The organism is Exiguobacterium acetylicum, from assembly GCF_022170825.1.
Taxonomy (GTDB): domain Bacteria; phylum Bacillota; class Bacilli; order Exiguobacteriales; family Exiguobacteriaceae; genus Exiguobacterium_A; species Exiguobacterium_A acetylicum_B.
Genome location: NZ_CP081878.1, coordinates 350,460 through 377,212, shown reverse-complemented (window position 1 = coordinate 377,212; position 26,753 = coordinate 350,460). Strand labels below are relative to the sequence as shown.

Annotated in this window: 27 protein-coding genes; 6 read left to right on the top strand and 21 right to left on the bottom strand. The window is 47.0% G+C overall.

Annotated elements, in window-relative coordinates:
- Positions 1–144 precede the first annotated feature (144 nt).
- Positions 145–1,239 carry a nitric oxide synthase oxygenase gene (locus K6T22_RS02020; protein ID WP_425293142.1) on the top strand — a complete coding sequence of 365 codons (1,095 nt, stop codon included), beginning with the start codon at positions 145–147 and terminating at the stop codon, positions 1,237–1,239.
- Positions 1,236–1,682 (top strand): NUDIX hydrolase, encoded by a 447-nt coding sequence (locus tag K6T22_RS02015; RefSeq protein ID WP_238238644.1) that lies wholly within the window; start codon positions 1,236–1,238, stop codon positions 1,680–1,682. The genes K6T22_RS02020 and K6T22_RS02015 overlap by 4 nt, the downstream gene beginning before the upstream one ends.
- A gap of 20 nt (positions 1,683–1,702) precedes the next feature.
- On the opposite strand, the gene K6T22_RS02010 is transcribed toward K6T22_RS02015, so the two are convergent.
- The 8 genes from K6T22_RS02010 to K6T22_RS01975 all read right to left on the bottom strand — a co-directional run bounded on the left by K6T22_RS02010 (position 1,703) and on the right by K6T22_RS01975 (position 12,032).
- Positions 1,703–2,482 (bottom strand): GNAT family N-acetyltransferase, encoded by a 780-nt coding sequence (locus tag K6T22_RS02010; protein WP_238238642.1) that lies wholly within the window; start codon positions 2,480–2,482, stop codon positions 1,703–1,705.
- A 94-nt stretch (positions 2,483–2,576) separates the two neighbouring features.
- Positions 2,577–3,965 (bottom strand): branched-chain amino acid transporter BcaP, encoded by a 1,389-nt coding sequence (locus tag K6T22_RS02005; protein ID WP_053452509.1) that lies wholly within the window; start codon positions 3,963–3,965, stop codon positions 2,577–2,579.
- A gap of 218 nt (positions 3,966–4,183) precedes the next feature.
- A complete protein-coding gene (locus K6T22_RS02000; RefSeq protein WP_238238641.1) occupies positions 4,184–5,980 on the bottom strand; it encodes a mechanosensitive ion channel in 1,797 nt (598 codons plus the stop codon).
- A gap of 161 nt (positions 5,981–6,141) precedes the next feature.
- Positions 6,142–7,530, bottom strand: coding sequence for an MBL fold metallo-hydrolase (locus K6T22_RS01995; protein WP_238238639.1), 1,389 nt, complete (start codon positions 7,528–7,530; stop codon positions 6,142–6,144).
- A 22-nt stretch (positions 7,531–7,552) separates the two neighbouring features.
- Entirely contained in the window at positions 7,553–7,846 is a 294-nt protein-coding gene (locus tag K6T22_RS01990) for a rhodanese-like domain-containing protein (RefSeq protein WP_238238637.1), read from the bottom strand.
- 130 nt (positions 7,847–7,976) lie between these two features.
- Positions 7,977–9,833 carry an ABC transporter ATP-binding protein gene (locus K6T22_RS01985; RefSeq protein WP_238238636.1) on the bottom strand — a complete coding sequence of 619 codons (1,857 nt, stop codon included), beginning with the start codon at positions 9,831–9,833 and terminating at the stop codon, positions 7,977–7,979.
- A complete protein-coding gene (locus tag K6T22_RS01980; RefSeq protein WP_238238634.1) occupies positions 9,830–11,554 on the bottom strand; it encodes an ABC transporter ATP-binding protein in 1,725 nt (574 codons plus the stop codon). The genes K6T22_RS01985 and K6T22_RS01980 overlap by 4 nt, the downstream gene beginning before the upstream one ends.
- On the bottom strand, positions 11,547–12,032 hold the full coding sequence (locus tag K6T22_RS01975) for a MarR family winged helix-turn-helix transcriptional regulator (protein WP_238238633.1): 486 nt from the start codon (positions 12,030–12,032) through the stop codon (positions 11,547–11,549). The genes K6T22_RS01980 and K6T22_RS01975 overlap by 8 nt, the downstream gene beginning before the upstream one ends.
- 155 nt (positions 12,033–12,187) lie before the next feature.
- Between K6T22_RS01975 and K6T22_RS01970 the strand changes: the two genes are divergently transcribed.
- Positions 12,188–12,529, top strand: a complete 342-nt coding sequence (locus tag K6T22_RS01970) for an ASCH domain-containing protein (RefSeq protein ID WP_238238631.1) — start codon at positions 12,188–12,190, stop codon at positions 12,527–12,529.
- A gap of 45 nt (positions 12,530–12,574) precedes the next feature.
- Here K6T22_RS01970 and K6T22_RS01965 read toward each other — a convergent pair whose 3' ends face one another.
- Entirely contained in the window at positions 12,575–13,444 is an 870-nt protein-coding gene (locus K6T22_RS01965) for a cation diffusion facilitator family transporter (RefSeq protein WP_053452503.1), read from the bottom strand.
- A gap of 299 nt (positions 13,445–13,743) precedes the next feature.
- On the opposite strand from K6T22_RS01965, the gene K6T22_RS01960 reads away from it, so the two are divergent.
- Positions 13,744–14,067 carry a thioredoxin family protein gene (locus K6T22_RS01960; RefSeq protein WP_023466923.1) on the top strand — a complete coding sequence of 108 codons (324 nt, stop codon included), beginning with the start codon at positions 13,744–13,746 and terminating at the stop codon, positions 14,065–14,067.
- Between the two features lie 76 nt (positions 14,068–14,143).
- Here the strand turns inward: K6T22_RS01960 and K6T22_RS01955 are convergent, their stop codons facing one another.
- The 12 genes from K6T22_RS01955 to K6T22_RS01900 form a co-directional block, all read right to left on the bottom strand.
- Positions 14,144–14,323: a hypothetical protein gene (locus tag K6T22_RS01955; RefSeq protein ID WP_214813533.1), complete on the bottom strand. Its 180-nt coding sequence runs from the start codon at positions 14,321–14,323 to the stop codon at positions 14,144–14,146.
- A gap of 153 nt (positions 14,324–14,476) precedes the next feature.
- Positions 14,477–14,773 carry an excalibur calcium-binding domain-containing protein gene (locus tag K6T22_RS01950; RefSeq protein ID WP_238238630.1) on the bottom strand — a complete coding sequence of 99 codons (297 nt, stop codon included), beginning with the start codon at positions 14,771–14,773 and terminating at the stop codon, positions 14,477–14,479.
- A 114-nt stretch (positions 14,774–14,887) separates the two neighbouring features.
- Positions 14,888–15,742, bottom strand: coding sequence for an anti-sigma-V factor RsiV (locus K6T22_RS01945; RefSeq protein WP_238238628.1), 855 nt, complete (start codon positions 15,740–15,742; stop codon positions 14,888–14,890).
- Positions 15,723–16,244, bottom strand: coding sequence for an RNA polymerase sigma factor SigV (locus K6T22_RS01940; protein WP_238238626.1), 522 nt, complete (start codon positions 16,242–16,244; stop codon positions 15,723–15,725). Before K6T22_RS01940 ends, K6T22_RS01945 begins: the two co-directional genes overlap by 20 nt.
- A gap of 109 nt (positions 16,245–16,353) precedes the next feature.
- Positions 16,354–16,515, bottom strand: a complete 162-nt coding sequence (locus K6T22_RS01935; protein ID WP_238238624.1) for a hypothetical protein — start codon at positions 16,513–16,515, stop codon at positions 16,354–16,356.
- Positions 16,516–16,533: 18 nt separating this feature from the next.
- Positions 16,534–17,007: a hypothetical protein gene (locus tag K6T22_RS01930; RefSeq protein WP_238238622.1), complete on the bottom strand. Its 474-nt coding sequence runs from the start codon at positions 17,005–17,007 to the stop codon at positions 16,534–16,536.
- Between the two features lie 377 nt (positions 17,008–17,384).
- Complete coding sequence (locus tag K6T22_RS01925) at positions 17,385–19,742, bottom strand: carbohydrate binding domain-containing protein (protein WP_238238621.1); 2,358 nt, start codon at positions 19,740–19,742, stop codon at positions 17,385–17,387.
- A 61-nt stretch (positions 19,743–19,803) separates the two neighbouring features.
- Positions 19,804–21,150 carry a GH1 family beta-glucosidase gene (locus tag K6T22_RS01920; RefSeq protein WP_238238619.1) on the bottom strand — a complete coding sequence of 449 codons (1,347 nt, stop codon included), beginning with the start codon at positions 21,148–21,150 and terminating at the stop codon, positions 19,804–19,806.
- A gap of 23 nt (positions 21,151–21,173) precedes the next feature.
- The gene (locus tag K6T22_RS01915; RefSeq protein WP_238238617.1) at positions 21,174–22,097 is read right to left on the bottom strand and encodes a carbohydrate ABC transporter permease; all 924 of its coding nucleotides are present in this window, start codon (positions 22,095–22,097) and stop codon (positions 21,174–21,176) included.
- A gap of 3 nt (positions 22,098–22,100) precedes the next feature.
- Positions 22,101–22,997 carry a carbohydrate ABC transporter permease gene (locus K6T22_RS01910; RefSeq protein WP_023466912.1) on the bottom strand — a complete coding sequence of 299 codons (897 nt, stop codon included), beginning with the start codon at positions 22,995–22,997 and terminating at the stop codon, positions 22,101–22,103.
- 60 nt (positions 22,998–23,057) lie between these two features.
- Positions 23,058–24,365, bottom strand: coding sequence for an ABC transporter substrate-binding protein (locus K6T22_RS01905; RefSeq protein ID WP_238238616.1), 1,308 nt, complete (start codon positions 24,363–24,365; stop codon positions 23,058–23,060).
- A 204-nt stretch (positions 24,366–24,569) separates the two neighbouring features.
- Positions 24,570–25,583, bottom strand: coding sequence for a LacI family DNA-binding transcriptional regulator (locus K6T22_RS01900; RefSeq protein ID WP_238238615.1), 1,014 nt, complete (start codon positions 25,581–25,583; stop codon positions 24,570–24,572).
- Between the two features lie 219 nt (positions 25,584–25,802).
- Between K6T22_RS01900 and K6T22_RS01895 the strand changes: the two genes are divergently transcribed.
- Together K6T22_RS01895 and hepT are read left to right on the top strand one after the other, a co-directional pair.
- Entirely contained in the window at positions 25,803–26,231 is a 429-nt protein-coding gene (locus K6T22_RS01895; protein ID WP_238238614.1) for a VOC family protein, read from the top strand.
- A 110-nt stretch (positions 26,232–26,341) separates the two neighbouring features.
- A complete protein-coding gene (hepT, locus tag K6T22_RS01890; protein WP_238238613.1) occupies positions 26,342–26,749 on the top strand; it encodes a type VII toxin-antitoxin system HepT family RNase toxin in 408 nt (135 codons plus the stop codon).
- Positions 26,750–26,753: the final 4 nt, after the last annotated feature.

The window sequence follows — 26,753 nt, the reverse complement described above, 5'->3', positions numbered from 1 at the left end:
TTTCATACCTCCTCTAAACTTTTGGAAGTCTTTTGAACTTATAACAACCTTATACATCATTCAAGTTTGGCGCTTCGGTTCCACGCAGGGTACACTAGGAACAGAGATTGTATCGTGCTTGTTTTTCAGAAAGGATTTCGATTCGTGTACCCACTCATTCAATCGGAAGCAGAACGCTTCTTTACTTCTTATATAGAGCAATACCCCGAAATGACCGGACGTCAGCAAGAAGTCATCCGTTCGATTCAAACGACGGGAACATATGAGCAGACGGCTTCTGAGCTGGCGTTCGGTGCCAAGCTCGCTTGGCGCAACAGTAACCGCTGTGTTGGACGTCTCTTTTGGGAACAACTCCATGTCTTTGACGCGCGGGATGCGTTGACCGTCGAAGCGGTCCGCGACGCGTTATTTGAGCACATCCGGTTCGCGACGAACGAAGGACGAATTCGCTCGACGATCACGGTTTTCCACCCGACACGGGTTCGACTCCACAATCATCAACTCGTTCGTTACGCCGGTTACGAAACGGACAATGGTATTATTGGTGACCCGGCTTCCATTCAACTAACGCGCCAATGCGAAGCACTTGGTTGGACCGGAGCGCATACACCGTTTGATATTCTGCCCCTGTTGATTGAACTCGATGGACAAGTCAGTCTGCATCCGATTCCTGGCGAGCTCATCCTCGAGGTCAGCATCACGCATCCTGACTATGATTTGTTCGGTGGTCGCGAAGTCCGCTGGTATGCCGTACCAATGATTGCCGACATGCAGCTTGAAATCGGTGGCATCGTCTATCCGTGCGCCCCGTTCAACGGATGGTACATGGGAACGGAGATTGGTGCCCGTAATCTCGCTGATACGGATCGTTACGACCTGCTGCCGCTCGTCGCGAATCAACTCGGGCTGAACACGTCACGTGAACGTTCGCTTTGGAAAGACCGAGCGCTCGTCGAACTAAACGTTGCCGTACTCGAATCGTTTGAACGTGCCGGTGTCACGATCGTCGATCACCATACAGCTGCGAAACAGTTCGCTCGTTTTGAAAAAAACGAAGCGGCATGCGGTCGTGATGTCACCGGGGAATGGTCCTGGCTCGTGCCTCCGATGAGTGGGGCAACGACGCATATATTCCATAAAGATTACGACCCAGAAGTTAAACGACCGAACTTCTTTCCAAAATCTACACAGACAGCTCCTGTGACCGGCTGTCCGTTCCACCAAGGAGCCCTGAAATGAATTATGTCGAACAGTTACGTCAAAAAATCGGTCACGATCCGGTCATTCTCGTCGGTTCCGTTGTCCTCGTCGTGCAGAACGAGCATATTCTACTGGAGCAACGGAACGAAGCACAAGCCCGCTTTGGTTTACCAGGAGGGTTGATGGAATGGGCGGAATCACCGGAAGAGACAGCGCGTCGAGAGCTTAAAGAAGAGACTAGCTTAGAGGTTGAGCAATTGACGTTACTCGATGTCTACTCCGGTCCACAATACGTGACGACCTTAGCGAACGGAGACGTCTTTCAAAGCGTCACCCTCGCCTATATTGGTGAACATCCAATTGGAACATTAAAACAAAGTGATGAAAGTATAAAGCTCCAGTTCGTACCTCTTGATGCCTTACCGAATCACTTAGTAGGTTCTCATGCTCGAATGATTGAAGACTACAAAAAGCGCCGCTAAATCGATAGCAGCGCTTTTATTTATAGAGACTGACGCATGATGTATTGTTTCAAATCCCGCTGAGTCCATCCTTCAGAACGTAATGCTTCCCACACCTCTACATCTGTCGATTGATAATGATAGGTCGTCCCTGGTAAACGACGGACGACTTCTGTCGCGTGCCTTGCTTTTTGGTCTGCTGGACCGACGACTGATAAGAGTGATGATCCGGCTACTGCCACTACACTATCTTCTAATTGATAATAATCCGTTTGTACTTGCTGCATGACATGTGGATCCTGTTGCCAAATGTATTCACCTTGGACATCGTATCGCTTTAAGAACTCTGTTTCTTTAATCGTAGGTAGAACCGCTTCTTGTCGTTCATCCGTTAGGTGAAAATAACCGATTTCTCCAACAATCGTGTAGTGAAGCGATTCATACAACCGTATCGCTGGATCATTTCCTTGAATGACTTCAAGCATCAACTCATCCATACCGATTTCTTTTGCATGACTCAGTTGCGCTTGGTATAAGGCTTTCGCAATCCCAAGTCGACGATACTGCGGAGAAACCCCAAGTCCTCCACATCGCATGACGTGTCGACCATCGATGTCCTTCCAACCGTTCAGCCAGAGACCGACCGGCTTTTCTCCATGATAAGCAACGAATGAATGCTCTAACTGATTCCCATCTCGTTCGATGATCCGCTCTTGGAATTCTGCTTCCGATAAGTGTAGCGGAATCAAATAATCTTGAAATCCATCCTGCATCGCTTGGTACGCCGTTTTTACGTCAGGTGCGCGTTGAATGTGAATCATTGAAAAAACCTCCTTTTCCACTGAGCTGTTTCGCTTTCTTACTCTTGATTTCCTGCATACAAAAACACCCCTGTCCCCAAGGGTGTTAGTCGATTCATTGATGGAGTTTCGAACGCTTGCGTCCATATCCGAAGTACAACAGTAATCCAATTGCTGTCCAGATGAAGAAGGCGATCCATGTGAACGGCTGTAAGTTAACCATCAGCATGATACAAGCGAGGACTGATAAAATTGGTAACACGGGAACGAAAGGTACTTTAAAGGCCCGCTTCAAATCGGGACGCGTCCGGCGTAAAATGATGACAGCAATCGAAATCAGTGAGAACGCTGCAAGTGTTCCGATGTTGATCAATTCAGCGAGTGTACCGAGTGGAACGAATCCCGCAATCAAACCAGCTGCCGTTCCGAGAATCCATGTCGCTTTAACCGGAGTGTGCGACTTTTCATTGACGTCCGAGAAGACTTTCGGTAATAACCCATCACGACTCATCGCGAACAAGAGACGGACGAGACCAAATGTCATGACGAGGATGACCGTCGTCATACCAACGATAGCACCTAAATCGACGAATCCTGCGACCCAGTCTTGACCTGCAACTTTTAACGCGAGGGATACCGGGCTATCGACACCTTCGAACTGCTTAAATGGAACGATCCCGACCATGATAGCAGAAACGACGACATACAGAACAGTAACGATTGCCAGTGATCCTAAGATCCCGATTGGTAAGTTACGCCCTGGATTTTTAACTTCTTCTGCTGCCGATGTGACGGCATCAAATCCAAGGTAAGCGAAGAAAGCAATCGCTGAAGCTTGTAAGACACCACTCATACCGAATGGTGCGAACGGTTTGTAGTTACCTGGTTCGATGTACCAGATCCCGACGACGATAAAGAGCACGACGACCGCGACTTTGACGAGTACCATGATATTGTTGACACGTTTTGTTTCTTTAATACCGAGTGAGAGCAAGAGTGTGATGACCATTAGAATCAAGAACGCTGGTAAGTTAAAGAACGTCTCGCTTCCTGGTACTGCTCCCGGAGCAGCTGTTAAGGCCGTCGGTAGTTCTAAACCAAAACCAGCCAAGAGCGACTGGAAGTAACCTGACCAGCCAGTTGCAACGGCACTCGAAGCGAGACCGTATTCCAAAATAAGACACCATCCGATGATCCAAGCAACAACTTCCCCAATCGTCGCGTATGTATACGTATATACACTACCTGAAACGGGAATCATCGATGAGAATTCAGCATAACAAAGGGCTGCGAGCGCACAGACGATAGCGGAAATAATGAATGAGATCGGTAAAGCAGGTCCTGCATAAAGAGCGCCCGTTCCTGTCAGAACGAAAATTCCGGTCCCGATGATGGCACCAATTCCAAGTAAAATAAGGTCAAACCCTGATAAGTGACGTGCCAGTTTCGAATGTTGTTTCATGTCCATCATCACACTGACATCTTTTTTGCGAAGCAAACTCATGTTTCATCCTCCGAACTTTTCTCTTTTTTCTGAATATTCAAATCATTGAGGTAATTGACTTTCTAATCATAACAAACGATGTCAGATTCGATAAGTCTTTTTTTCTGTATTTTTTCACAAAGTGGTCAAACCACTTTTGTGACAAGACGACAACGCTTTGATGCGCCAACGCAAAAAACACTCTTTCCCCTAAAAGAGAGGAAAGAGTGTACTTGTTATTACGGACGATCGTTTGGATGATCAAGATTAGGACCTTTATGCTCATCTGGGTCGATCGGGTAATCATCTTGTTGTGCTAAATCGTTTTCTGGCAATGCGCCTTTTGGTGTACCATGCGTCGTCTCATCTGTTGAAGAAGAGCGCGCTGAACGTGGTGCACGATCTGGTGTCACATCATCTGCTGCTTGTGAAGCTGCACCTTTTGCTGCATCTTTCAAGCTCGGTGATGAAGAAGTAGATGCTGACTTACTCGGAAGGTTCGATGTGTCGACTTCCGTATTCTCTGCTTTCTTTTGAAGACGATCGAGGTAACGCGATGCATTATCACGTCCACCGAGACCAAACGCAAGACCGAAAGCAAGAGCGAGTGCCCCAAGGATCAAGATGAAGGCTGAGTTAACAATCGTATCAGCAACACCAAGTTGATCAAGTGCCATGAAGACAGCAAGTGCAAGGATCGCATACTTCGCAACGCTTGAGAGGACTTTCAGTTCAGAGTTACCGAACAGGCTGTCCATCGTACGTTTGACGAGGTTGCTGACGATGATCCCGATTGCGAGAATGATGATCGCTGTTAGGACGCTTGGTAAGAACGCAAGGACGGCACGACCGAGGTCGACCATGAAGTCAAGACCAATCAAGTTGAAAGCTTCGACAACGAAGAGAACGACGATGACGATCTCAACGAGTGCACCAACGATTGAAGCTGGTGATGTAGATGCTTGGTTCGCATCCCATGAACCTATTTTCAAGTGACGTGTCAAGTTGTTGAAGCCAAGACGTGATAAGAGATCCGTAACGAATTTCTTAATGAAGCGTCCGACATAAAGACCAACAAGAATCAGAACGACACCGACGATGATGTTCGGAATCATACCAAGGACATCGTTCAACATGTTGATCGCTGGTCCTGTGATTCCTTTAATGTTCAATTGATCAAGTGCTGAAATCGTGATTGGAATCAGAATCAAGATGAAGACGACTGTTCCAAGAATCGACGAAAGTGATTTAGCATCTTTTTGATCTGTTGATCCAAGGTTGAAGCGTGCTGCAAATTTATCCGTTCCAACAGCATGAAGGAAATTCGTCACGATATCGCGGACGATTTTCGCTACGAGGAAGCCGACGAAGAAGATGGCTGCCGCAGCAATCAAGCGTGGAATGAATCCAAGGAATGACGATAACAATTGGCTGAACGGTTGAGAGACACTTTCAATGTTCAAGGCATCGAGGACACCCGGTAGGAACAGAAGCAAGACGAGATAGAAGACGATTTCTCCAGCGATTTTCGGGTAAGACGATAAGTCTGTCTGACCTTGAAGCATTTTGTTCGAACGTACTTTGTCGTTCGACATCAACTTCGTTCCTGCTTTGACGATGATCATGCGAAGGACGACCGCGATGACGTATGCCAAAAGAAGGATGAGAGCTGCTTTCAAGATGTTCGGAATTGCTGCAAGTAATGTACTCATCGTATCCGCAAGTGGTCCAGCAATGATGTTCAGATCAAGGATGTTGAAGACCAAGATAAGAACGAAGACCATTAGAACCCAGAAGACGACAGTCCCGATGATTTTTTCAGGTGTCCACTTTTTCTTCTTTTGTGGCGCCCCTTCTTTTTGAGGTGACAACTTGTTGACGACCCCAGACTTCTCTAACGCTTTTTGAATCCCGTTTGCAATTAGCTTGGCAATGAGCCATCCAATCAAGAAGACGATGATCGCTCCAAGCAAATTGCCGAGTGATCCGAGAATGCCGTTCAAGTTCAACGACGTTCCGTTCCAAATGTTATTCATCCTGCCACACTCCTTCACCTAAATAAAATTATATATTTCTGACACTTCTTTAATTTCCCCAGCTAAAGGATTTATTAAACCCTTACCCGTACCAAAATGTGGCGTTTCTTGTGTTCCATACAAAAAACTGGATGGCATATGCTGCCACCCAGTACCGGATTTTATGAAAGTTGTTGATTTAAAACAGTGCGCATCGCCGCATATCCGCCGTCAATATTGATGACATCCTTGAATCCAAGTGACTGTAATACACTGACTGCCATCCGGGAACGGACACCGGACGCACAATGTACGGCAAGCGGTCGATCCGTTAGCAGTTCATCCTGACGAGCTACTAATTTTCCTAAGAGAATGCGTTGTGCCTGATCGTAATGTTGGCTGTCCCATTCGGTTTTATTCCGAACGTCCAGAACATACACTTCTTTCCGTTCTGCCGCAGCAAGCGCCTCTTCTGCCGTCCAGTCTACATATCGTTCGGACAACGACGTCTCCAGTAATTCCCGGTAATCCGCCCAGTGCGTGAAGCGATCAAAACCGATCGATTGAAGATCCCGCTGAATGTTTTCCCGCTGTTCTGGAGTCGAAAGAATCGCGATGTCACGGTCAAACTCAAGTAACCATCCAGCCCAAGTGACGAACTTGCCATCATACGGAATATTAATGGTTCCAGGGAGATGTCCATCCCGGAATGACTGACCGTCCCGTGTATCGACGATTTGAATCGATGACGGTAAGCTCGAAGCGGTTCCCTGGATGATAGTAGCTGCTTCCGTCGTCAATGCGATCCCCTCTTTATTGACGCGTTTCATCATTGCGAAATAATTCGGCGGTTCTGGTTGATCCGTTGTCAGTTCTCGGATGAATGCGTCTTCGTCTTCCATCTGCAATGCCCAGTTCGTCGCTTTTTCGTAGCCGACCGTTGATGTCGGTACGGCACCGAGCGCTTTCCCACAAGCGCTACCAGCACCATGTCCTGGCCAGACTTGGACAAAATCAGGTAACGCTTTGAAACGTTTTAACGAGGCAAACATTTGCTTCGCTCCGACTGCTGTCGTCCCTTTGATACCAGCTGCTTCTTCAAGTAAATCGGGACGACCGATGTCACCGACGAAGACGAAATCGCCTGTGAAGATACCCATCGGTACTTGTTGATTCCGATCAAATAATAAGAAGGAAATGTGTTCTGGCGTATGCCCTGGTGTGTGCATAACTTCAAGCGTCACATTTCCGACTTTGAACCGGTCACCGTCTTTGACAAGGACATGGTGAATATCCGAGACGAATTGATATTTCCAATTTTCGTCTCCTTCGTCTGATAGATAAGCCGTTGTATCATAGCGTTTGGTAAACTCCTGGGTACCGGAAACGAAGTCAGCGTGGATGTGCGTTTCCGCCGTAGCGGTGATCCGGAGACCTTCTTTTTCTGCGACTTCTAGATACGGTGTGATGTTCCGGGCAGGATCGATGACAATCGCTTCTCCTGTCATCTGACACCCGACCATGTATGACGCCTGCGCTAATTTCTCATCGTAAAAGTATCGTAAAAACATCCTATATACCCCCTATTGTATATTAAACGATTGTTCCTTCGTAACTCATCATGCCGCCGCTGACATTCGTCACATCGAATCCTGCTTGATCCAGGTACATCGCTGCATTCATGCTGCGACCACCAGATAGACAAATGATATGGACCGGTCGTGACGCGTCGAGTTCATCCGTCCGTTCTGTCAACTCGGATAACGGGACATTTTTTGCTTCAGCGATATGTCCACTTTCGTACTCATGCGATTCACGAACATCAATCAATTGGATTGTGCTTTCGGTTAACGTCTGCTGTAATTGTTCTGTCGTCATCTGTTTCATCAAGATTCCTCCTAGTAGATGCCTCTCGGCTGTTGAATTGTTGAATTCAATATACCCCCTACCGTATATAAGTTCAAGAAAAATGCACGCAAAAAAAGCAGCATCGTCTAAAAGACGACACTGCACTAATTTAAACAACTTCCTTTTCAGAGAATTGACTGTTGTACAGATCCGCATAAAAACCATCTGCCTCAAGCAATTCTTCATGTGTGCCCTGCTCGATGACACGCCCTTGATTCATGACGAGAATCAAATCGGCATCCTTGATCGTCGACAGACGATGGGCAATGACGAAACTTGTCCGCCCTTCCATCAAGCGACGCATCGCTTGCTGGATAAAGACTTCCGTCCGTGTATCGACACTAGAGGTCGCTTCGTCGAGAATCATGATTGGAGGATCAGCAAGAACGGCCCGAGCGATCGTCAACAATTGCTTCTGACCTTGAGAGATGTTCGAAGCTTCCTCATTCAAGACGGTATCGTACCCGTCCGGCAACGTCCGAATGAAGTGATCGGCATGGGCGGTCTTCGCTGCCGCAATGATTTCTTCTTCGGTCGTTCCACTCTTACCGTAAGCAAGATTGTCTCGAATCGTACCGTTGAAGAGCCACGTATCTTGTAAGACCATGCCGAACGTCGTCCGTAAGTCTTCGCGTGACATCTCGCGGGTATCGATACCGTCAATTCGGATCGTACCACCGTTTAATTCATAAAAACGCATCAATAGATTGATCATCGTTGTCTTACCGGCACCCGTCGGTCCGACGATTGCAACGGTTTGTCCCGGTGCAACATCGATGTTCATGTCCTCGATCAAGAGATCATTGCCATAACCGAAATCAACGTGTTCGAACGCAACAGCCCCATCTGCTTTCTCTAGACGATGGGTCGTCATTTCTTTAATCTCTTCTTCTTCGTCCAGTAATTCAAAGACCCGTTCCGCCGCTGCGACCGTCGATTGGACGATATTTGCGATATTCGCCGTCTGTGTGATCGGTTGCGTGAACTGGCGTGTATAGGTGATGAACGCTTGAATATCCCCAATTGAGATGGCTCGTTGTGTGACGAGAATCCCACCGACGATACTGATCAGGACGTAACTGATATTCCCGATGAACATCATCATCGGCATGATGATCCCGGAGATGAACTGCGCTTTACGCCCTGCTTCATACAATTCTTCGTTGACGGCATCGAACTGTTCGACCGCTTTGCGTTCATGTCCGAACGCTTTGACGACCGAGTGTCCGGTATACATCTCTTCGACGTGTCCGTTCAATTGGCCAAGTGTCCGTTGTTGGTCGGCAAAATACTTTTGAGAACGTTTCAAAATCGGTCGGATCGCAAAGATTGAAACCGGCAACGAAACGAGCGAAATCAGTGTTAACAGCGGACTGATCGTCAACATCATGATCAGAATCCCGACGATTGTCACGATTGAGGTGATGAACGATGTCACACTTTGTTGTAACGTACTGCCGATCGTATCGATATCGTTCGTCACACGGCTGAGCGTCTCCCCGTTCGGACGACCATCGTAGTATTTTAATGGCAGGCGTTCGAGCTTATGGTTGACGTCCTCACGTAAATCATAGACTGTTTTTTGAGCAATGCCCGACATCAAATACTGTTGCAAGTAATTGAACAGACTACTGATGACATAAAGTCCAGCCAGCCACAAGAGGATCTGTCCGATTTTCGTGAAATCAATTGCCGCTCCTGGTACACCTTGAAACTTCGCATAGGCGCCTTCAAACAATTCGGTGATCGCCGTTCCCATGATTTTTGGACCAGCAATCATAAAGACTGTACTGAGGATCGCGGCTAAAAAGACACCGATCAGTGCTGTCCGGCGAGGACGCAGATACCGAAGCAGGCGTCGAAACGTCGCTTTGAAATCTTTTGGTTTCTCACCAAGCATCATCATATTTCCGCCACCGGGACCACCAGGCGGAGGACCGCCGGCAGGTCGTTTTTTCTCACTCATGCGATTTCCTCCTCTGATAGTTGTGACTTAACGATTTCCTGATAGACGGCGTTGTTCGCAAACAACTCATCATGTGTGCCGATTCCGGCGACTTTTCCTTCATCAAGGACGATGATTTGATCGGCATCAATGACGGTGCTGACACGCTGAGCAACGATCAAGACCGTGGCTTCACGTGTTTCTTCCCGTAACGCTTTCCGAAGGGCCGCATCGGTCTTGAAGTCGAGTGCTGAAAAACTGTCGTCAAAGACATACAAGTCCGGTCGACGAACGAGGGCTCGGGCAATTGACAACCGTTGTTTCTGCCCACCAGAGACGTTCGATCCACCCTGTTCAATCCGCGCGTCGTAACCATCTGGCATCCGCTCGATAAAGTCGGTTGCTTGTGCGATGTGTGCTGCATGCGCGACTTCTTCGTCTGTTGCATCTTCTTTCCCGAAGCGGATGTTTTCTGAAATCGTCCCCGTGAACAGTAATGCTTTTTGAGGAACGAAGCCGATTTTCGATCGCAGTTCCTCTTGCGGTACATCTTGGCTATCAACACCGTTGACGCGGATACTGCCTTCCGTCACGTCATAAAAACGAGGAATCAAATTGACGAGTGTTGATTTCCCTGATCCGGTACCCCCGATGACAGCCGTTACTTCACCTGGTCGCGCTGCAAAACTGATATCAGATAAGACCGGTGTCTCAGCTCCTGGGTAACGGAATGTGACGCGATCAAAGACGAGCGTTCCTCTTTCACGATCAGCAGTTTGTGTGCCTTGATCTATCATCGTTGGTGTCATTTCAAGCACTTCGTTGATCCGTTTCGCCGAGACCGCTGCTCGCGGAATCATGACGAACATAACAGACGCCATGACGAGAGCGAACATGATTTGCATGACGTATTGGATGAACGCCATCAAGTCCCCGATTTGCATACCACCATTGTCGATCCGGATGCCACCGAACCAAATGACACCGACGACCGTCAAGTTCATGACGAGCATCATGACTGGCATCAAGAAGGCCATGATTTTATTGACCTTGATCGAGACTTCTGTCAAATCCGCGTTTGCTTTCGTTAACCGAACTTGTTCATCTCGTTCCCGGTTAAAGGCACGGATGACACGAATCCCAGTCAGGTTTTCCCGCAGGACGAGGTTCAAACGATCAAGTCGTTTTTGAACCTTTCCGAACAACGGAACCCCTTTCCAGAGAATCAACAGAATCGAAAGCACAAGGACTGGCATCGCTGCGACAATGACGAGCGAGAGTTTCGCGTCTTTTGAAACGGCCATGATCAATCCACCGATGAACATGATCGGGGCACTGACGACCATCCGTAACATCATGATGACGACTTGTTGGACTTGTGTGATATCGTTCGTCGTCCGCGTAATCAGTGACGCCGTTCCGACTTGATCAAACTCTTGCAGGGAGAACCGTTCGACGTGATTGAAGACTTGGCGGCGAATATCCCGTCCGAGCCCCATCGATGCCTTCGACGAATAATAACTAGCGGCAACTGCGGCTAACGCTCCGATGCCGGTAATTCCGAGCATGACGGCACCAATCTTCCAAATGTAGGCGGTATCGCCGGTGACGACACCTTTGTCAATGATGTCTGCCATCAGTGTCGGCAAATAGAGATCAGACATCGATTGTGCGAATACAAGGACGAGGACAGCAAGGACCGCCCATTTATAAGCCGTCAACCGTTTGAGTAACTTAATCATCCGTGCATCCTCCTTTCATTTCGGGCTGTAAGATACGTCCGATGCCTTCCGCAATCTGAGCATGCGTCGCAAGCATCTGGTCGAACACCTCTTGATCAATCGTCTCAAGGACCTGTTCGAGTTGACGTTGCATCCCCTTCTCTTGTTCTTGAATCTCCGTCACGAATTGTTGCCCCTGATCACTGAGCGATAGGACGACTTCTCGTCGATTGTCAGGATTCGTCTCCCGAATGACCCAACCGGACTGCACTAAACCTTCGATCGACTGACTGAGTGTACTTTTCGGTAAATGCGTATGTGTCGCCAGCGCTTTTTGCGAGATCGGTCCACGTGGCGCAATCGTCATCAAGCTATGAAATTGCGGTAAACTAAGTCCGTTTTCCTGTGCCGTCTGGTGTGCTGCTCGGACGAGGTGCCGTTGCACGTTCCAAAACGACTGCATCATCGCTGTCGAACGGGTCGTTTCCGTTTGATCCATCTTGTTTCGCCTCCTTGTTCCATTTCGAATCGTTCCAAAAAGAACAATTACTTATATGAATTAAAATACGCCGATTATTTCTAGTTGTCAACGAAAAGGCAATGTGAAAAATCACATAGTTTTGCTATGCTTTTGTAGAGAAGGAGTGGAAATAGATGAGACATGAGATGGGCTTATACGAAGTACCGTTTCGCTCAATTAAACAGGGGCTGAAAACGGTCGAAATTCGACTCAATGATCCAAAACGCCAACAGGTACAAGTCGGTGATCAGATCCAGTTCACCCATACGGAAACGAGTGAGACACTACTCGTCCAGGTGACAAAACGGGAGGTCTTTCCTGATTTCCGAGCGCTTTACGAACATACCCCAAATGAAGATATCGACTGCGTCGGTTGGTCGATCGATGAACTCGTAACATCTACTTATACAATCTATTCGCCCGAAGCCGAGCAACAGTACGGAGCACTGGCTCTTCACATCGAGTTATTGCTATAAAAAAACGTCTTTTCTACAGTTAGCGTAGAAAAGACGTTTTTGAATTCATTCGGGTTCGACGTGAACATGGATATCATAAACGCCGTATTCTTCCGTCAACGTATCCTCAACACGTGTCGCAATATCGTGCGCTTGATGGATGTTCAAGGTCGAGTTGACGAGGATGACGACATCGACGACTTCATTGTTGCCGTAGTTACGTCCTTTGATGGACTTGATGCCTTTGACACCTTCAAGATCGAAGATAACATCTTCGTACATCTTCAGTTTCTTTTCATCAAAGCCATCTGTCAGTTCGTGTGACGCTTCCGTAAAGATATCCCACGCCGTCTTACAGATCAAGAAGCCGACGATGATCGCTGTCACGACATCAAGCCAGGGCATACCGAACTGTGATCCGACGATCCCAATCGTCGTCCCGACACTGACCCATGCATCGGATAGATTATCTTTCGCTGCTGCCATGACGGCTTTGCTTTCAATCTCCTCGGATAACTTCTTATTGTAACGATAGACGAAGTACATCACGAGAGCTGAACCAATTCCGACATACGCCGCAAGAACATCAGGCGATTCTTGCTTGCCTTCGAATAACGTCGAGATCGTATCGATCAAGACTTGGAGACCGACTGCCATCATGATGAAGGAAGCTACGAGCGAGGCAATCGTCTCACTTTTCCAGTGTCCGTACTTATGATCGTCATCTGCTGGACGTTGTGAGATCCGTAAGCCGATTAAGACAGCGATCGAAGCGATGATATCCGTCGCGTTGTTCAAACCATCCGCCCGGAGAGCCGCAGAGTCCGCTGTATAACCAATGATTAATTTTAAAGATGATAACAAAATATAGGCTGCGATACTGATCATCGCACCGCGTTCGCCGCGTTTTAGGTTGTCGTATTTTTGCTGTTCCATTCTCGTCGCCCCCACTTTCTCTGCGATTAGCAAACCTCATCGTACCAGTCGGAAATCGAGTGGGTCTAGAGAAATCATTTTGTTTCGAACTAGGTAATTAACAAAAGTCCAACAATGTTTCCTTTAACCAAAACAAGATGCATCAAGTCATGAGGCGTTTTTAAAGAAAATCAGTGAAATCATTTTAAAGAATAACCAACTTTTTTGACTTGTCAGACTCTTTAACGAACATAATTCGTGCAAGTTCTGAAGGGAATCGGTAGACTAAAGGTACAACACCTAGAGGAGGAGTTCTCACAATGGCAGAATTCATTAAAAGTGAAGAAACATTCAAGGAATTGATTTCAAGTGATGCACCGGTCATCATCAAGTTCGAAGCAGATTGGTGCCCAGACTGCAAACGGATGGATTACTTCATGCCGGACGTCGAGTCACAGTTCGACCACTTACCAATCCATACGATCGACAAGGATGAGTTCCCAGAAATCGCATCGAACCACGATGTCATGGGGATCCCAAGCTTGCTCGTCTTCAAAAACAATGAAAAACTGGCGCACTTGCACAGTGCAAATGCCAAAACACCAGAAGAAGTCACAGCATTCCTGAAACAAAACTTTAACTAAGCAAAATAACCTGGCGCCGCAGCGTCAGGTTATTTTTTATGTACTGATCTGATTTGGAGTGCTACTTCAATCCTTCTCAGCTTTTCTTAAAAAAGATGCGGGTAAACAGATTCGTAATCGTTCCAGCTATAGCTGCTTCGATTAGAGCGACAACCACGATTGCTAATAAATCCTGTATACCTAATGCGCCTAAGAAATTAATGAGATTCAGAATGAAAAATAGAATGAAGAAAATTAGATAATCTCGCTTTCGCATAGTAATCCTCCTACTCAACATATATTTGTCGTCTTTTATCGCTATAACACTATCATACATAATCATTTTCCAAGGATTACATAATTGAAATGAACATCTAATATCTACAAAAAAGTAGTCTTTCTCCCGCTCGAGAAAGACTACTTTTCTTATTTAACGTTCACACGCGATACCGTCTTTATCCCGGTCGCTCTTCGTGTTTAAGTTATATGTCGCAAGGCTTACGTATGCTTTGTACTTTGTTGCTTTGTAGATTGGTTTTCCGTTCTTATCATACCCGGTCCGATTTTTTAGCCCCGCTTTTTTCGCGACTCCACCTTTATATTTCTTCTGCATTTCCGTACAGTTCTTAAAGGCTTTTGCTCTTGTCGCCGCTTCACTAGCTGCTGGAACATGGATTAATGCGATACTGACGACACCTGCGAGTACAAGCCGACGCCATTTTTTCATAGGGATTCCTCCTTTTTTCAAAAAACAACGATTCGTCTTTTGATTATAAGAGGTCATTTTTAGAAATTGTTTCCTTTTTTCAATTCTAAGTCAATGATTTTTAAAATCTGACAATCAACGAATATAGGACGAGCTGACAAGATCGTCTTTTAAAATTGACGTCGGAATCTTAAACTCAACGATACCCATATATCCTGGAGCGATGCTGTACTCATCAAACGACAGGACTAATTTGTGATCTTCTGTAATATAGAAGTTTTGCTTCGCTGAAATGTGCTTGAACTGTTCATCTTTCGGTACGTCCGGTGTTCCTTCGACGAAGTAGACCTTTCCTTCATTTGCCTTCATTTGCCGACGCATTTCTTCTTTTAGATAATCACTGATCGTCGTGATATATCCGTCATCCTTGAACAAAGACGGTAACGTCAGGACAAGTTGTTGTTTCTTATCGATCGTATCGTACTGGACGCTTTCCGCTGCACTTGCCCGTGTCTCCGTGACGGTTCGCCCGATCGACAACAAGTCATCTGTATCCGTCTTGACGTCGTAGTGGCTATCGACGGCAAATGCTCCTTCCTGTCCGTTCGTCTCTTGTTTGAACTTTTCATATAATGCCTGACCTTCCGCGATATACTTTTCATTCAGCTGTTGCTCGAGCGCCTTATCCGGTAACGTGACTTGTGGTGCTTTGATAACAGCCGACTGTTGTGTCTTCGTCTCTTTCCAATCAATCGTTACGATCTCAGTTAGTTGACCAAGAACGGGTACCTTCGCCATCGCCTCCGCAAACGACGTATTACTATTTAAACCACCGACGAATAACGTGATGGCTGCAGCTGTGATCAACACAGATCGTTTCGTCCGCGCTGGACGAATTCGGCGCTCGACTTGGGCAATCATCGCATCGAGTTCTTTTGGAACGCGTGGTTGCTGGTAAGCCTGTTTCAGATCATCGAGTTTCTTCGACATCTAGATCATCTCCATTCAATTTCATTTTCAGCAATGTCAGTCCTTTATAGAGTCGGGACTTGGTCGTACTTAAATTCAGCTCTAAAATTGTCGCGACGTCTTTTAAGATCAAGTCCTCGAAATAATGCAAGATGACGACTTCCCGGTACATGACCGGTAACTCTTCTAGCGCTTGTCGCAAATCGGAATCTGGATATGTATCTTCTTTCGTCGCAACGAGTTCAATCAATCGATCCGTATCGTAACTGACGCTATGCTGGCGTTTCCGGATCGCATCAATCGCTGTTCGTGTCAAAATCTGATAGAACCAGGCTTTCATCCGTTCATCATCTTCGAGTCGGTCGAGTGACTGTAACGCTTTTTGGATGCTGTCCTGGATGACATCCAGACTATCCTGTTCATTTTTCATATAACTGTAGGCTAACCAGTATATGTTCGGTTTATATTGCTTCAAAAAACGGACGAATGCTTTTTCCCGTTTTCTGATTTGGCGAGAGGTCATAGGCCGCGGCTCCTTTTTTCGATATCGTTCTGTGTATACATCATTAAGACGGGCGAGTCGAGAAAAAAGTTGACGACACAACAAAAAAAGGTGACACAAGGTCACCTTTTCATGGAGCAGACTTCATTAAAATGAGTATGACCAATAGAAACGGAACGATGAAAAGTAGTGGAATGCCAATGATTGTGACACATCCGATATCGATTTTCCGCTGTTTTCGACGTTCGCGTTTCCCTGTTCGTTCTTCGCGCTCATTTACAGGACTTAACATGCAACTCACCTTTTCAACTCAATAATCTAAATGCCGTGATGTATCATTCCAGACTTTTACGTGAAGTGTAATCAACGCAATGCCGTACAGGACACTCATGTATAACGAAAACTCACCAAACAGGACATCCGTCCAAGCATTTAGTCCAAACAACGGGACGATGAAGACGAAATAGAATACAAACTGAACACTCGCCAATCCATCAAACCAAATTGTCTCAGAAAACGCTCCTTCGAGTAACGAGACACCGTAAATGAATAATGCCGCAACAAAACCAATCCGGATATACCAGACAATAAGTCGAAATGCCTTATCTTCTTTAATATAAAACAACGACCCGACTAGACCAGCGAGCCAGACGACGGAGGCGATGCTTTGCCACCCATTGATCGTACCGTCTGGGTGGAGCAGAGCGGACCAACCGTTGATTCCAACCATGCCAAGTAAGCCTACGATGAAGATGAGCCGATACGGTATGTACCTCTGACGCATGACGTTTCCTCCTCTGAAAACGAATAGATGTCACTTCTATGATTTATATTCCATATGATGGGTTTTATTCCTTTTCCATCATGAAAAATAGTTTATCTTTTTATTCAAGTTGATGACAGAACAACAAGCGACTGACTCATAAGTCAGTCTCTACAAAAATAAGGATGACAGAATGATGATCTGCCACCCTTATTTCGTAAAAAAGAAGTACTCGTCACACGTCACTCCTACAGGAAGAAGCACATTTTTGTGCTGTCAGAGACAAACAAGACCCGCTTTCCTGCTTGAACGAAGCAGGAAAGCTGGCTTGTGTCTCGCCTGAGGAAAGGACGTAAAAGGACGAGTCATTCTTTTCTTGAGTCAACCCCTGACCTCAGTCATTCCTTCACTTTGAGATTCACATCATCAATCGTCACGTCATGCGCGGCGAACGGTGAACCTTCTGCACGTCCCATCAAGAACTTCAACGCACCCGTATCGGCTTGTTCCATCGTAAAGGTGTAGCTATACGTTTTCGGTGTTGTCGTAATCGGTTCGACTTGACTGAAGTAACGCGTATACGAAGCGTTTTCGATCGTCACTTCGATCGGACGCGGTACAGTCGACGATGCCGTAAAGCTCAACTCATATGTTTTACCTTTTGCGAGTGCCAAGTTCCCTTGCTCAAGCAAAACACTCCATGGTTCTTGTCCTTCTGCCGTGACTTGGACTTTTGCTGCTTCATTGACCGCTGCGATAACAGCTTGTGCATCATAGTGGACGTACGACGACCATGACGTCAAACCGTTCGTAAACGAACCGTTTTTGAGTGGTGACGGATCAACTGGAACCGGTGTGACATCAATTAATTCGACGTTATCAAGCGAGATTTTCCCCGCTTGTCCACTGAAGTCAAAGACAAGCTGATTGTCGTCTGCTGTTTGTGAAGCCGTAAACGGAATTTCGACGGTCGTCGCTTTTTTCGTCAATGGGACAGTCGTCTGTTTCAATTGCTCTTGTGCGCCATTGATCTTCACCTGAAGTGACTTCGCTTTTTTCGCCCCTGCTGTGAATCGAAGCTGATAGGCATGCCCGGCTTCTAATTGAAGTCCTTTTTGCGTTAAGCGAGCCGTCGTTTTTTGACCATGTCCTTCATAACGGAAATCACGTGTCACGGGATCAACAGCCCCTGTCGTCCGCTTGCTACCGTCGAAGTTCCAATACGTCAAACGATCCATCGCCCCTTGATCGAACGTCCCGTTGTAGACGAGATTCCCGTCCGGCAGTGCCGGTTTCGTTGCCTCTTCATCGATGACACCGCGCGGAATCTGCTCGACACGGACATTCCCGATCTGAACGTTGGCTTTTTCAAGTCCGAGGTTGAACTCAAGACGCGCTGCAAGATCCGTCTCTGCTGCCATATCGAATGTGAACGTATGACGCTTGACGCTTGGTGTCAGCGCGATCGACTGTTCATTTGAATATTTCGTGTATCCACGCTCTGCCCCACCACCAACTTTAACCATCATCTTCCGATCTGCTGTGCTGCTCGCGTCAAAGCTGACTTGGTAACGACCGCCTTGCGCAAGGGATACATTTTGAATCAGTTGGTGAGAATACGTTTGTGACCCCGGCTGATCAATCGTAACGTCTGCCATCCGTTGCCCCTCTTTTTCAATGATCGCAAGGCTTCCCTTACCACCGAAGTCTGGGAGCGTGACATAGTTCCAGTACAGTGGATCAAACGACTGATTTCCGGTGATCATTGTGACCGGTTTTTCAAAGGCTGCATCATAGACGAGGTTCCCCTCAATCGGTTGCTTGGCCCCATCCGGTAACGTCACGTTTTCGTAGGTCGGTTCGACCGGTTCACGATACGCTCGATTTTTTAAGTCATAGACACGCACGTAGTCGACTTCCATCTCAGCCGGAAACTTCGTCGTCGCATCGACTTCTCCGTCGAACCAACCACCGACAGCGAGGTTCATGACAAGATAGAAGTTTTGGTCGAACGGTGCCGGGTAACTATAGTTCGTCGCCGCGTTCAAGCCTTTACTGTACCAATCGTTTTGTGTTTGATAGAGGTTACCGTCAACGTACCAGCGGAGTTCGCCCGGCTCCCATTCGACTGCGTACGTATGCCACTGATCGATCCGTTGTCCGTCTGGGAAGTGATAGTCTTTCCCTGTATATTTATTGTTCGGCCAGTTTTCCCCGTAGTGAATCGTTCCGGCGACTTTGTCCGGTTGACTGCCCCAAGCTTCCATGACATCAATCTCACCTGACGCTGCCCAAGCACCGTACTTGTCTTGCTCCGGTAACATCCAGAACGCAGGCCAGAGCCCTTTTCCGGTCGGGAGCTTCGCTTTGATCTCATAACGACCGTACGTCTTACTGAACAAGCCTTTCGTCTTTAGCTTCGCCGACGTGTAATCGTATGTACCGAGATCGTCCGTCGTCTTTTCTTGCTTCGCCTTGATGACGAGTTTCCCATCACGAATAAACGAGTTATCCTGCTTCGTCGTATAGTATTGTTTTTCGTTATTACCCCAACCTGGTGAGACCGGTTGTCCGTTCGCATCCTTGATCCAGTTCCCCGTATCATACGTCCATTTCGTCCGATCGAGTTGTTTTGCCTGAAACTCATCTGACCAGACGAGCTTCCACTTCGTCTCTTTTTTGTCTGCTTTCGCGTCGACCGCTTGACCGCTCAGCAATAAACCGGTTCCGACTGCTAGTGCTACCCATGTCTTCATGTCTGTTTCCTCCTTTTAGTCAAAAAGAGGCAAGGACGAATGCTCGACCTTGCCTCCTTTGTCACGCTTCTTGCGGAATCGTTGCCTTATGTTGCTCGATGACGCCCGCATACCAGTGGGCGCTGTCTTTCCAAATCCGTTCCTGCGTCTCGAAATCGACGTAGAGAATGCCGAAGCGCTTATCGTAGCCGAAGCTCCACTCGAAGTTATCGAGCAGTGACCAAAGATAATAGCCTTGGATGTTCATGCCTTCTTCGTTTAAATCAGACACCGCTTGGAGGTGTTGTGCGACGTAATCAATCCGGTTCTGGTCAGCGACGCGACCATCGACCAATTCATCGTCGAATGCCGCACCGTTTTCCGTGATGTAGATCGGTAAATCCGTATACTCGGCGCGCAAACGACGAATCAAGTCCTTGAATTCGCTCGGGGCGATATCCCAACCCATGCCTGTCTTGTCATAATCCGAGTACGCATCCTTCTGCAGGAAGTCGTTCGCAGCACTGAACTCGACGAGGTTGCGGCTATAGAAGTTGATCCCGAAGAAATCACATGGAACGGAGATCGTCTCCATGTCGCCTTCTTCGATGAAGGCGTAAGAATGGACGTATTTCGAGAACAAGTTCATCATGTCGACCGGATACTGACCTTTGAAGACTGGGTCAAGGAACCAACGATTCGCGTATCCATCCGCATTGTTCATTGCCAGCTGATCGTTGACGGAATCCGTCTTCGCGTACTTCGGCGCCAAGTTCAATGTGATGCCAATCGGCGTGACCGATTTGAACTCACCCTTCAACAATTCAACTGCTTTTCCGTGTGATAACAACAAGTGGTGCACGGCACGAACGGCTTCGTTCATATCCGTGTGACCTGGTGCATGTTGTCCGAGATGGTAGCTGAGGAACCCAGCACACCATGGTTCATTGTGTGTGATCCACGAATCAACGATCCCGTCGAGCTCCGTAAAACAAGCGCGGGCGAAGTCGAGGAACCAGTCGACCGATGCCCGGTTGACCCAGCCGCCTTCTTCATGTGCCCAGAGTGGTAAGTCCCAATGGTACAGCGTTACGGCCGGCTTGATACCCTCTGCCCGTAGACGTGTCGCGAGCTTCTTGTAAAACGCCATCCCCTCCGGATTGTAGACCCCTTTTTGTGGGAAAATCCGTGGCCAGGCGATCGAAAAACGGTACGTGTCGACGCCAAGACGTTTAATGTGCTGAATATCTTCTTCATAACGGTGGTAATGGTCACACGCGACATCTCCGTTATGTTTTTCGAAGACTTTTCCGTCTTCGTCACAGAAAGCATCCCAGATCGAAGGCGTACGTCCGCCTTCGTTGTGAGCGCCTTCGATTTGATACGACGATGTCGCCGTTCCGAATACGAAGTCTGGTGCAAATTTCATATGTGTAATCCCCTTTAAACTGCTTATTCTTTAACGGCACCTGCCGAGATACTGCTGACGATATATTTCGAGAGGAACAAGAAGGCGATCATGATCGGTACGACGGAAATCGCGATCCCGAGATAGAGCGAGCCTAAGTTCTCTGCGACTTGTGATCCTTTCAAGAAGCCCATCAAGACCGGTAACGTGTATTTCTCTGGTGAGAAGAGTAAGACGAGCGGCATGATGTAGTTGTTCCATGAACCGATGAACGTAAAGATCGACATCGTCGCGATCGCTGGCATCATCATCGGTAAGGCAATCGTATGGAAAATCCGGAACTCACTTGCTCCGTCCATCCGTGCTGCCTCGATCAAACTTGGATGCAAGACAGTCTGGACATACTGCCGGACGAAGAAGACCGTGAATGGACTTGCGATCGCTGGAACGATCAATGGGATATAGCTATCGAGTATCCCCAAGTTCTTACTCAGTTCATAGAATCCAATCAATCCGAGTTGCCCCGGGACCATCATCATGACGAGCATGAAGACGAACATCGCGTTTTTCCCTTTGAACTGATAGAAAGCAAATCCGAACGCTGTCAACGCGGAGAAATAACCCGATAAGACAGTGACGAGAACGGCGATGATCAAACTGTTCTTGAAGCCAGACCAGATGTTGACGTAAGCGCTGAGTGCTGCATAGTTCTCGACGAGCGAGTTCCCTGGAATCAACGAGAATCCGGACAAGACTTCTTCGTTCGAGCGTGTCGCATTGATGATCATCATTAGAAACGGGATGATACAGGCGATCGTTAAGACGACGAGACCAATATAGATGACACTTTTGCCGAACCAGGCTTTCTTTTGTTTCGGTGGTGGCGTCAATTTAAGCGGGCGTTCGGAACGCTCCGGTTGTTCCTCCGTTTGTGGCACGATCCGACGTGCTTCTGCATTTCGTTCCATCGGTCAGGCTCCTTTCGGTGAACGTTCTTTTCGGAACATCCCTTTGAAGACGATGATTGAAAAGACGAGCGTGATGGCGAACAGTCCGTATGCGACAGCAGCGGCGTAGCCATAGTTGTTGTATTTGAAAGCTTGGTTATAGAGATAAAGCACCATCGTGTTCAAGGCACCATCCGGCGCACCAACACCATCCGTGATCAACATCGGTAGGTCGAACAACTGGAGACCACCGATCAAGGACGTGATCATGATGTAGAGCAAAATCGGTTTTAAGAGTGGCAACGTGATGCGTGAGAAGATCTGCCAACGTGTCGCCCCATCAATCAAGGCTGCTTCGAAGTAGTCCTTCGAAATCCCGGATACGCCCGCCATGACGACGATGAACGAGTGACCAAGCCACATCCATGTCAGGATGAGGGAGACGGAAATTTGCGCCGTCACTGGTTGTGTCAACCAGTTGATCGGCTCCGAGATGATTCCGATTTTCATCAACATCATGTTCAGTGAACCATGCTGCCAGTCGAGCAAGATGCCGAACAATAAGGCGACCGAGCTGATCGTAATCAAGTTCGGTAAGTAGAATGTCGCTCGGAAGAAAGCAAGTCCTTTTAACTTCAATTGGAGATCCGAGAACAACAAGGCAAGTAGTAATGCTCCACCGATCTGTAGAATAAAGTTAAGACCCCAAATCTTCAGGGTGTTAAAGAACGCTTCGATGAAGTACGTGTCCCCGAGTAATCGCGTATAGTTCGCGAGTCCGACGAGTTGTTCGCCTTCAGCGCCTGTGTAGTTCGTAAAGCTGTAATAGAAAGTCAAGGCAACCGGATAGATGCTGAAGATCAAGAAGACGATCCAAAACGGTGCGATGAACAGATAGCCATGGCGATCAAGTTTTTTCACAGGTCAAACCCCTTTCTTAAACAAGAAGAGGCGAGGCGAGGATCGCCCCACCTACTCTCCTTATTCCGGTACTTTTACGTCCGGATACGCGTTTTTGACTTTTTTGTAGAATTCAGCAAGTGCTTCATCTTTTGATTTTTTACCTTGGACATATTCCATGACCGATGCACCGTAAAGCGTATCGAGCTGTTGGTCATACTTTGTGACGATCCCTGGTGTGATCTTGTCTGCTTGATCAAGGAAGAACTCATAGTTGTTCTGTCCGCCAAGGAACTCATCTTTAAAGTCTGTCTTGATTTTTTCAGTAACTGGTTTGTACGCTAAGACGTCACCTGTTTCTTTTGCCCAGTCCGTTAAGAACGCTTCGTCTTGCGTCATCATCTTGACGAAATCATACGCAAGCTTTTGTTTCTTCGAATCTTTATAGACACCTAACCACGTACCGCCCCAGAAGTATGGGCTCGGTCCGCTTGTGACAGCCCAGTCACCCGCTGATTTTTTCGCGTTTTCTTTGAGAACACTGTGAAGACCCCAAGTTGGGAGGACGTAAGAGAAGACTTCTGTTTCTGTCTCTTTACCGTTTTCTTTGACTTTGACGGGTTTATCCATGCCTGCGAACCATGATGGTGACCATTCTGGTGCAAGTGCTGTGTATTGTTTTGTCCGAAGCTCTTTTGCGTAATCCATGTAATCCTTCTTATCTTGTGTCAAGACGAGCTCTTGCTTATCGTTAACCCAAGGTTGTGGGTCGTTTCCTTGTGCGAACCAACGAATTGATCCTTCATCCGGGAACATTTTGTAGCCTTTGCTCTTCATTTTTTCAGCGACTTCGAAGACGCCGTCCATCGAGTCCATCATGCCACCGATTTCTTTTGGATCATCTGTGCCGAGAACTTTTTTCGCGATGCTTCGTTTGTAGTAGACGCCACCTGGTGTCGTTTGCCATGAGAGCGCACGCACGTTGCCGTCCTTATCTTTCCCCATGTCATAGACGTACGGGATATAGTCATCTTTCACTTCGTCTGCGTTGAATGGTTTTTCAGACAGGTTCGCCCAGTACCCAGCATCGACCCACTGCTTGAGGAACGCGATCTCACCTGTGAAGATATCTGGTGCCCCGACGCCACTTTCAAGTGCTGGTTTCAATTTCGTTGGGTAGTCAGCGATTGGCACGATCGTCAATTCGATTTTGACACCGTTTTTCTCTTCGAACTTTTTGATTGGTTCTTTCAACTCATCCGTAAACGACCAGATTTTTAGAACTTCTTTCCCGCCGCTCGTTTTTTCTTCGCTGCTCCCTGAACATCCAGCAAGGACGCTCGCTGTTAACGCACCGACTGTTAAAACGCTAACCAATTGCTTCTTCATCTCATCTCATCCTTTTGTTAAGTATTCCGCTTATAGGTAAGCGGTTTCAATTTGTTATCCAAAAATATCGAAAGCGCTTTCGAAAAGGCTTTAAAGAAAATCCCCGAAAGCCCTTTCGGAAAAAGTGATAAAAAATGATTTCGAAATCGCTCTCGCTTTTTCTCACTGACAACGAGCGAGAGCGATTCCGAAACAACCATTGTGTTATTCAGGTACTGGACCTGTCGATTGACGAACCATTAAGTTGACCGGGATGACGTCACGTGTCGTGACCCGTTTTTTATTGACGATCTGTTCAATCAAGACTGATGCTGCATGCTGACCAATCGTTTCCGTATCTTGCCGGACCGTCGTCAGCTTCGGTGTGATGTACTGCGCCATGTAGATATCATCGTATCCAACGACTGAGATGTCTTCCGGAATCCGTAAACCGGCTTCATGAATCGCTTCAATCGCACCAATTGCCATTTCATCCCCGGCAACGAAGACAGCTGTTGGTCGCTCAGGTAAAGCCAGCAATTCGTTCATCGCCCGCTTTCCTTCTTCACCGGAAAAGAATCCGCCGTTGACGAGATAACCATCTGGAATTGGTAAATCAAGTTGTTCCATCGCTTGCTCGTAGCCTTCAATCCGCGCTCTTCCGGCATCTGTCGACGTATCCCCCGCAATGTGGGCGATCAACCGATGACCGAGTTCATGCAGATGATTGACGGCAAGTGTTCCACCGTTGATGTTATCCGAGTAGACGACACTACAATCGGCACTGTCCATATCAACGACGACGATTGGAATCGTACTTTGAATCAATTCTTGGACGTGCTGGTCCATCTGATCGGAACAGATGACGACGATGCCGTCGACTGCCCGGTGTCGGAAATGCTCGAGGTAACTCATGTCGCGATTGCGTAAATTCCGCGATGCGAAGATGAGATCATACCCTTGTTGCTCTGTTGCTTTTCGGAAACTTTCAATGATCGCGTTGAAGAACGGATGCATCATTCCGACGCCATGTGCTTCCGAGAACATGACACCGATCGTCCACGAACGTTTCGTCGAGAGCGACTGGGCGTGCGCGTTCGGTAAGTATCCCATCTCGGCTGCTGCCTGGACGATTTTTGCTTTCGTCTTTTCGCTGACATCCGAATAGTTATTTAAGGCTTTTGAGACCGTTGTAATCGAAAAACCGGTCATCTTCGCTAAATCATAAATTGTTCCCATGCTACTCACTCCATTTCACCGAAAGCGCTTTCGATAAATTTAGTATACGAAGTCTCTCTGGAAGTTGCAACCTATTTTTTTATAAATATCAGATAAATTGAAAACGTTATCATTTATACTAGATTCAATACGAAAAGACCTCGATTTTTCTTTTAATACGAACAAACGTTTGGTATACTTAAAGAAACACACTTTGTCTTTTTAGAGAGGAGCTTTCCCATGCCGATCAATCCGTATCTCGTCTTTAATGGCAACACGCGTGAGGCACTGACGTTCTATGCTCGTGTCTTCGGTCAAGAACTGCCGGACATCATGGAGTTCGGACCAGGGCCCGGTCCTGATGGTCAGCCTTTCCCAGAAGAGATGCAGTCACTCATCATGCATGCCCAATTGATCGTTCACGGAACCCGGTTAATGTTCTCAGACGCAATGCCAAATGATCCAGTCACGATTGGTCAGAACGTTACCTTGGCGCTCCACTTATCTGACGTGGATGTGTTACAGAAAACATTCGATCAACTCGCAAAAGACGGCACCGTCATCATGCCGATCCAAAAGACGTTCTGGAGTGAAGCATATGGAATCGTCGAAGATTCGTTTGGTGTTCAGTGGCAACTCAATCATGAAGTGAGTGAAGTAACGGTGTAACCTTTAAACTTCCCGAAAACTCGGGGAGTTTATTTTATGAATTACTTTGAGCGGAAGAAGCAAAGCATCTACGATAAAGTCGAATAAAATCCAAGGAAGTGTTTTTCAGAATGGATAATGCAGTCTTGCATAAAATAAAGACAATCGAAAACGCTCTGAAACGAATACAGGACGTTTATGCAGATGCTCCTAACCTTTTAGAGGATTACACTAAGCTAGATAGTATCATCATGAATATTCAACGCACATGTGAAGCAAGTATCGATCTATCTATGTATTTAGTCAGAGCAAATAAGCTAGGCATACCAAAATCGAGACGTGATGGTTTTCGGTTTCTTAAAGAAGCACATCTCATTGATGTGTCTCTTGTTATTAGTCTAATCAACATGATCGAATTCTGTCGTGTTGCTATTCATGATGATCAGGCGATTGATTTAAACAATCTTCGAAAGATAGTAGATCATCAACTTGAAGACTTTTTGACGTTCACTCGAAAAGTCATTCAACTAGAAGATTGATTCA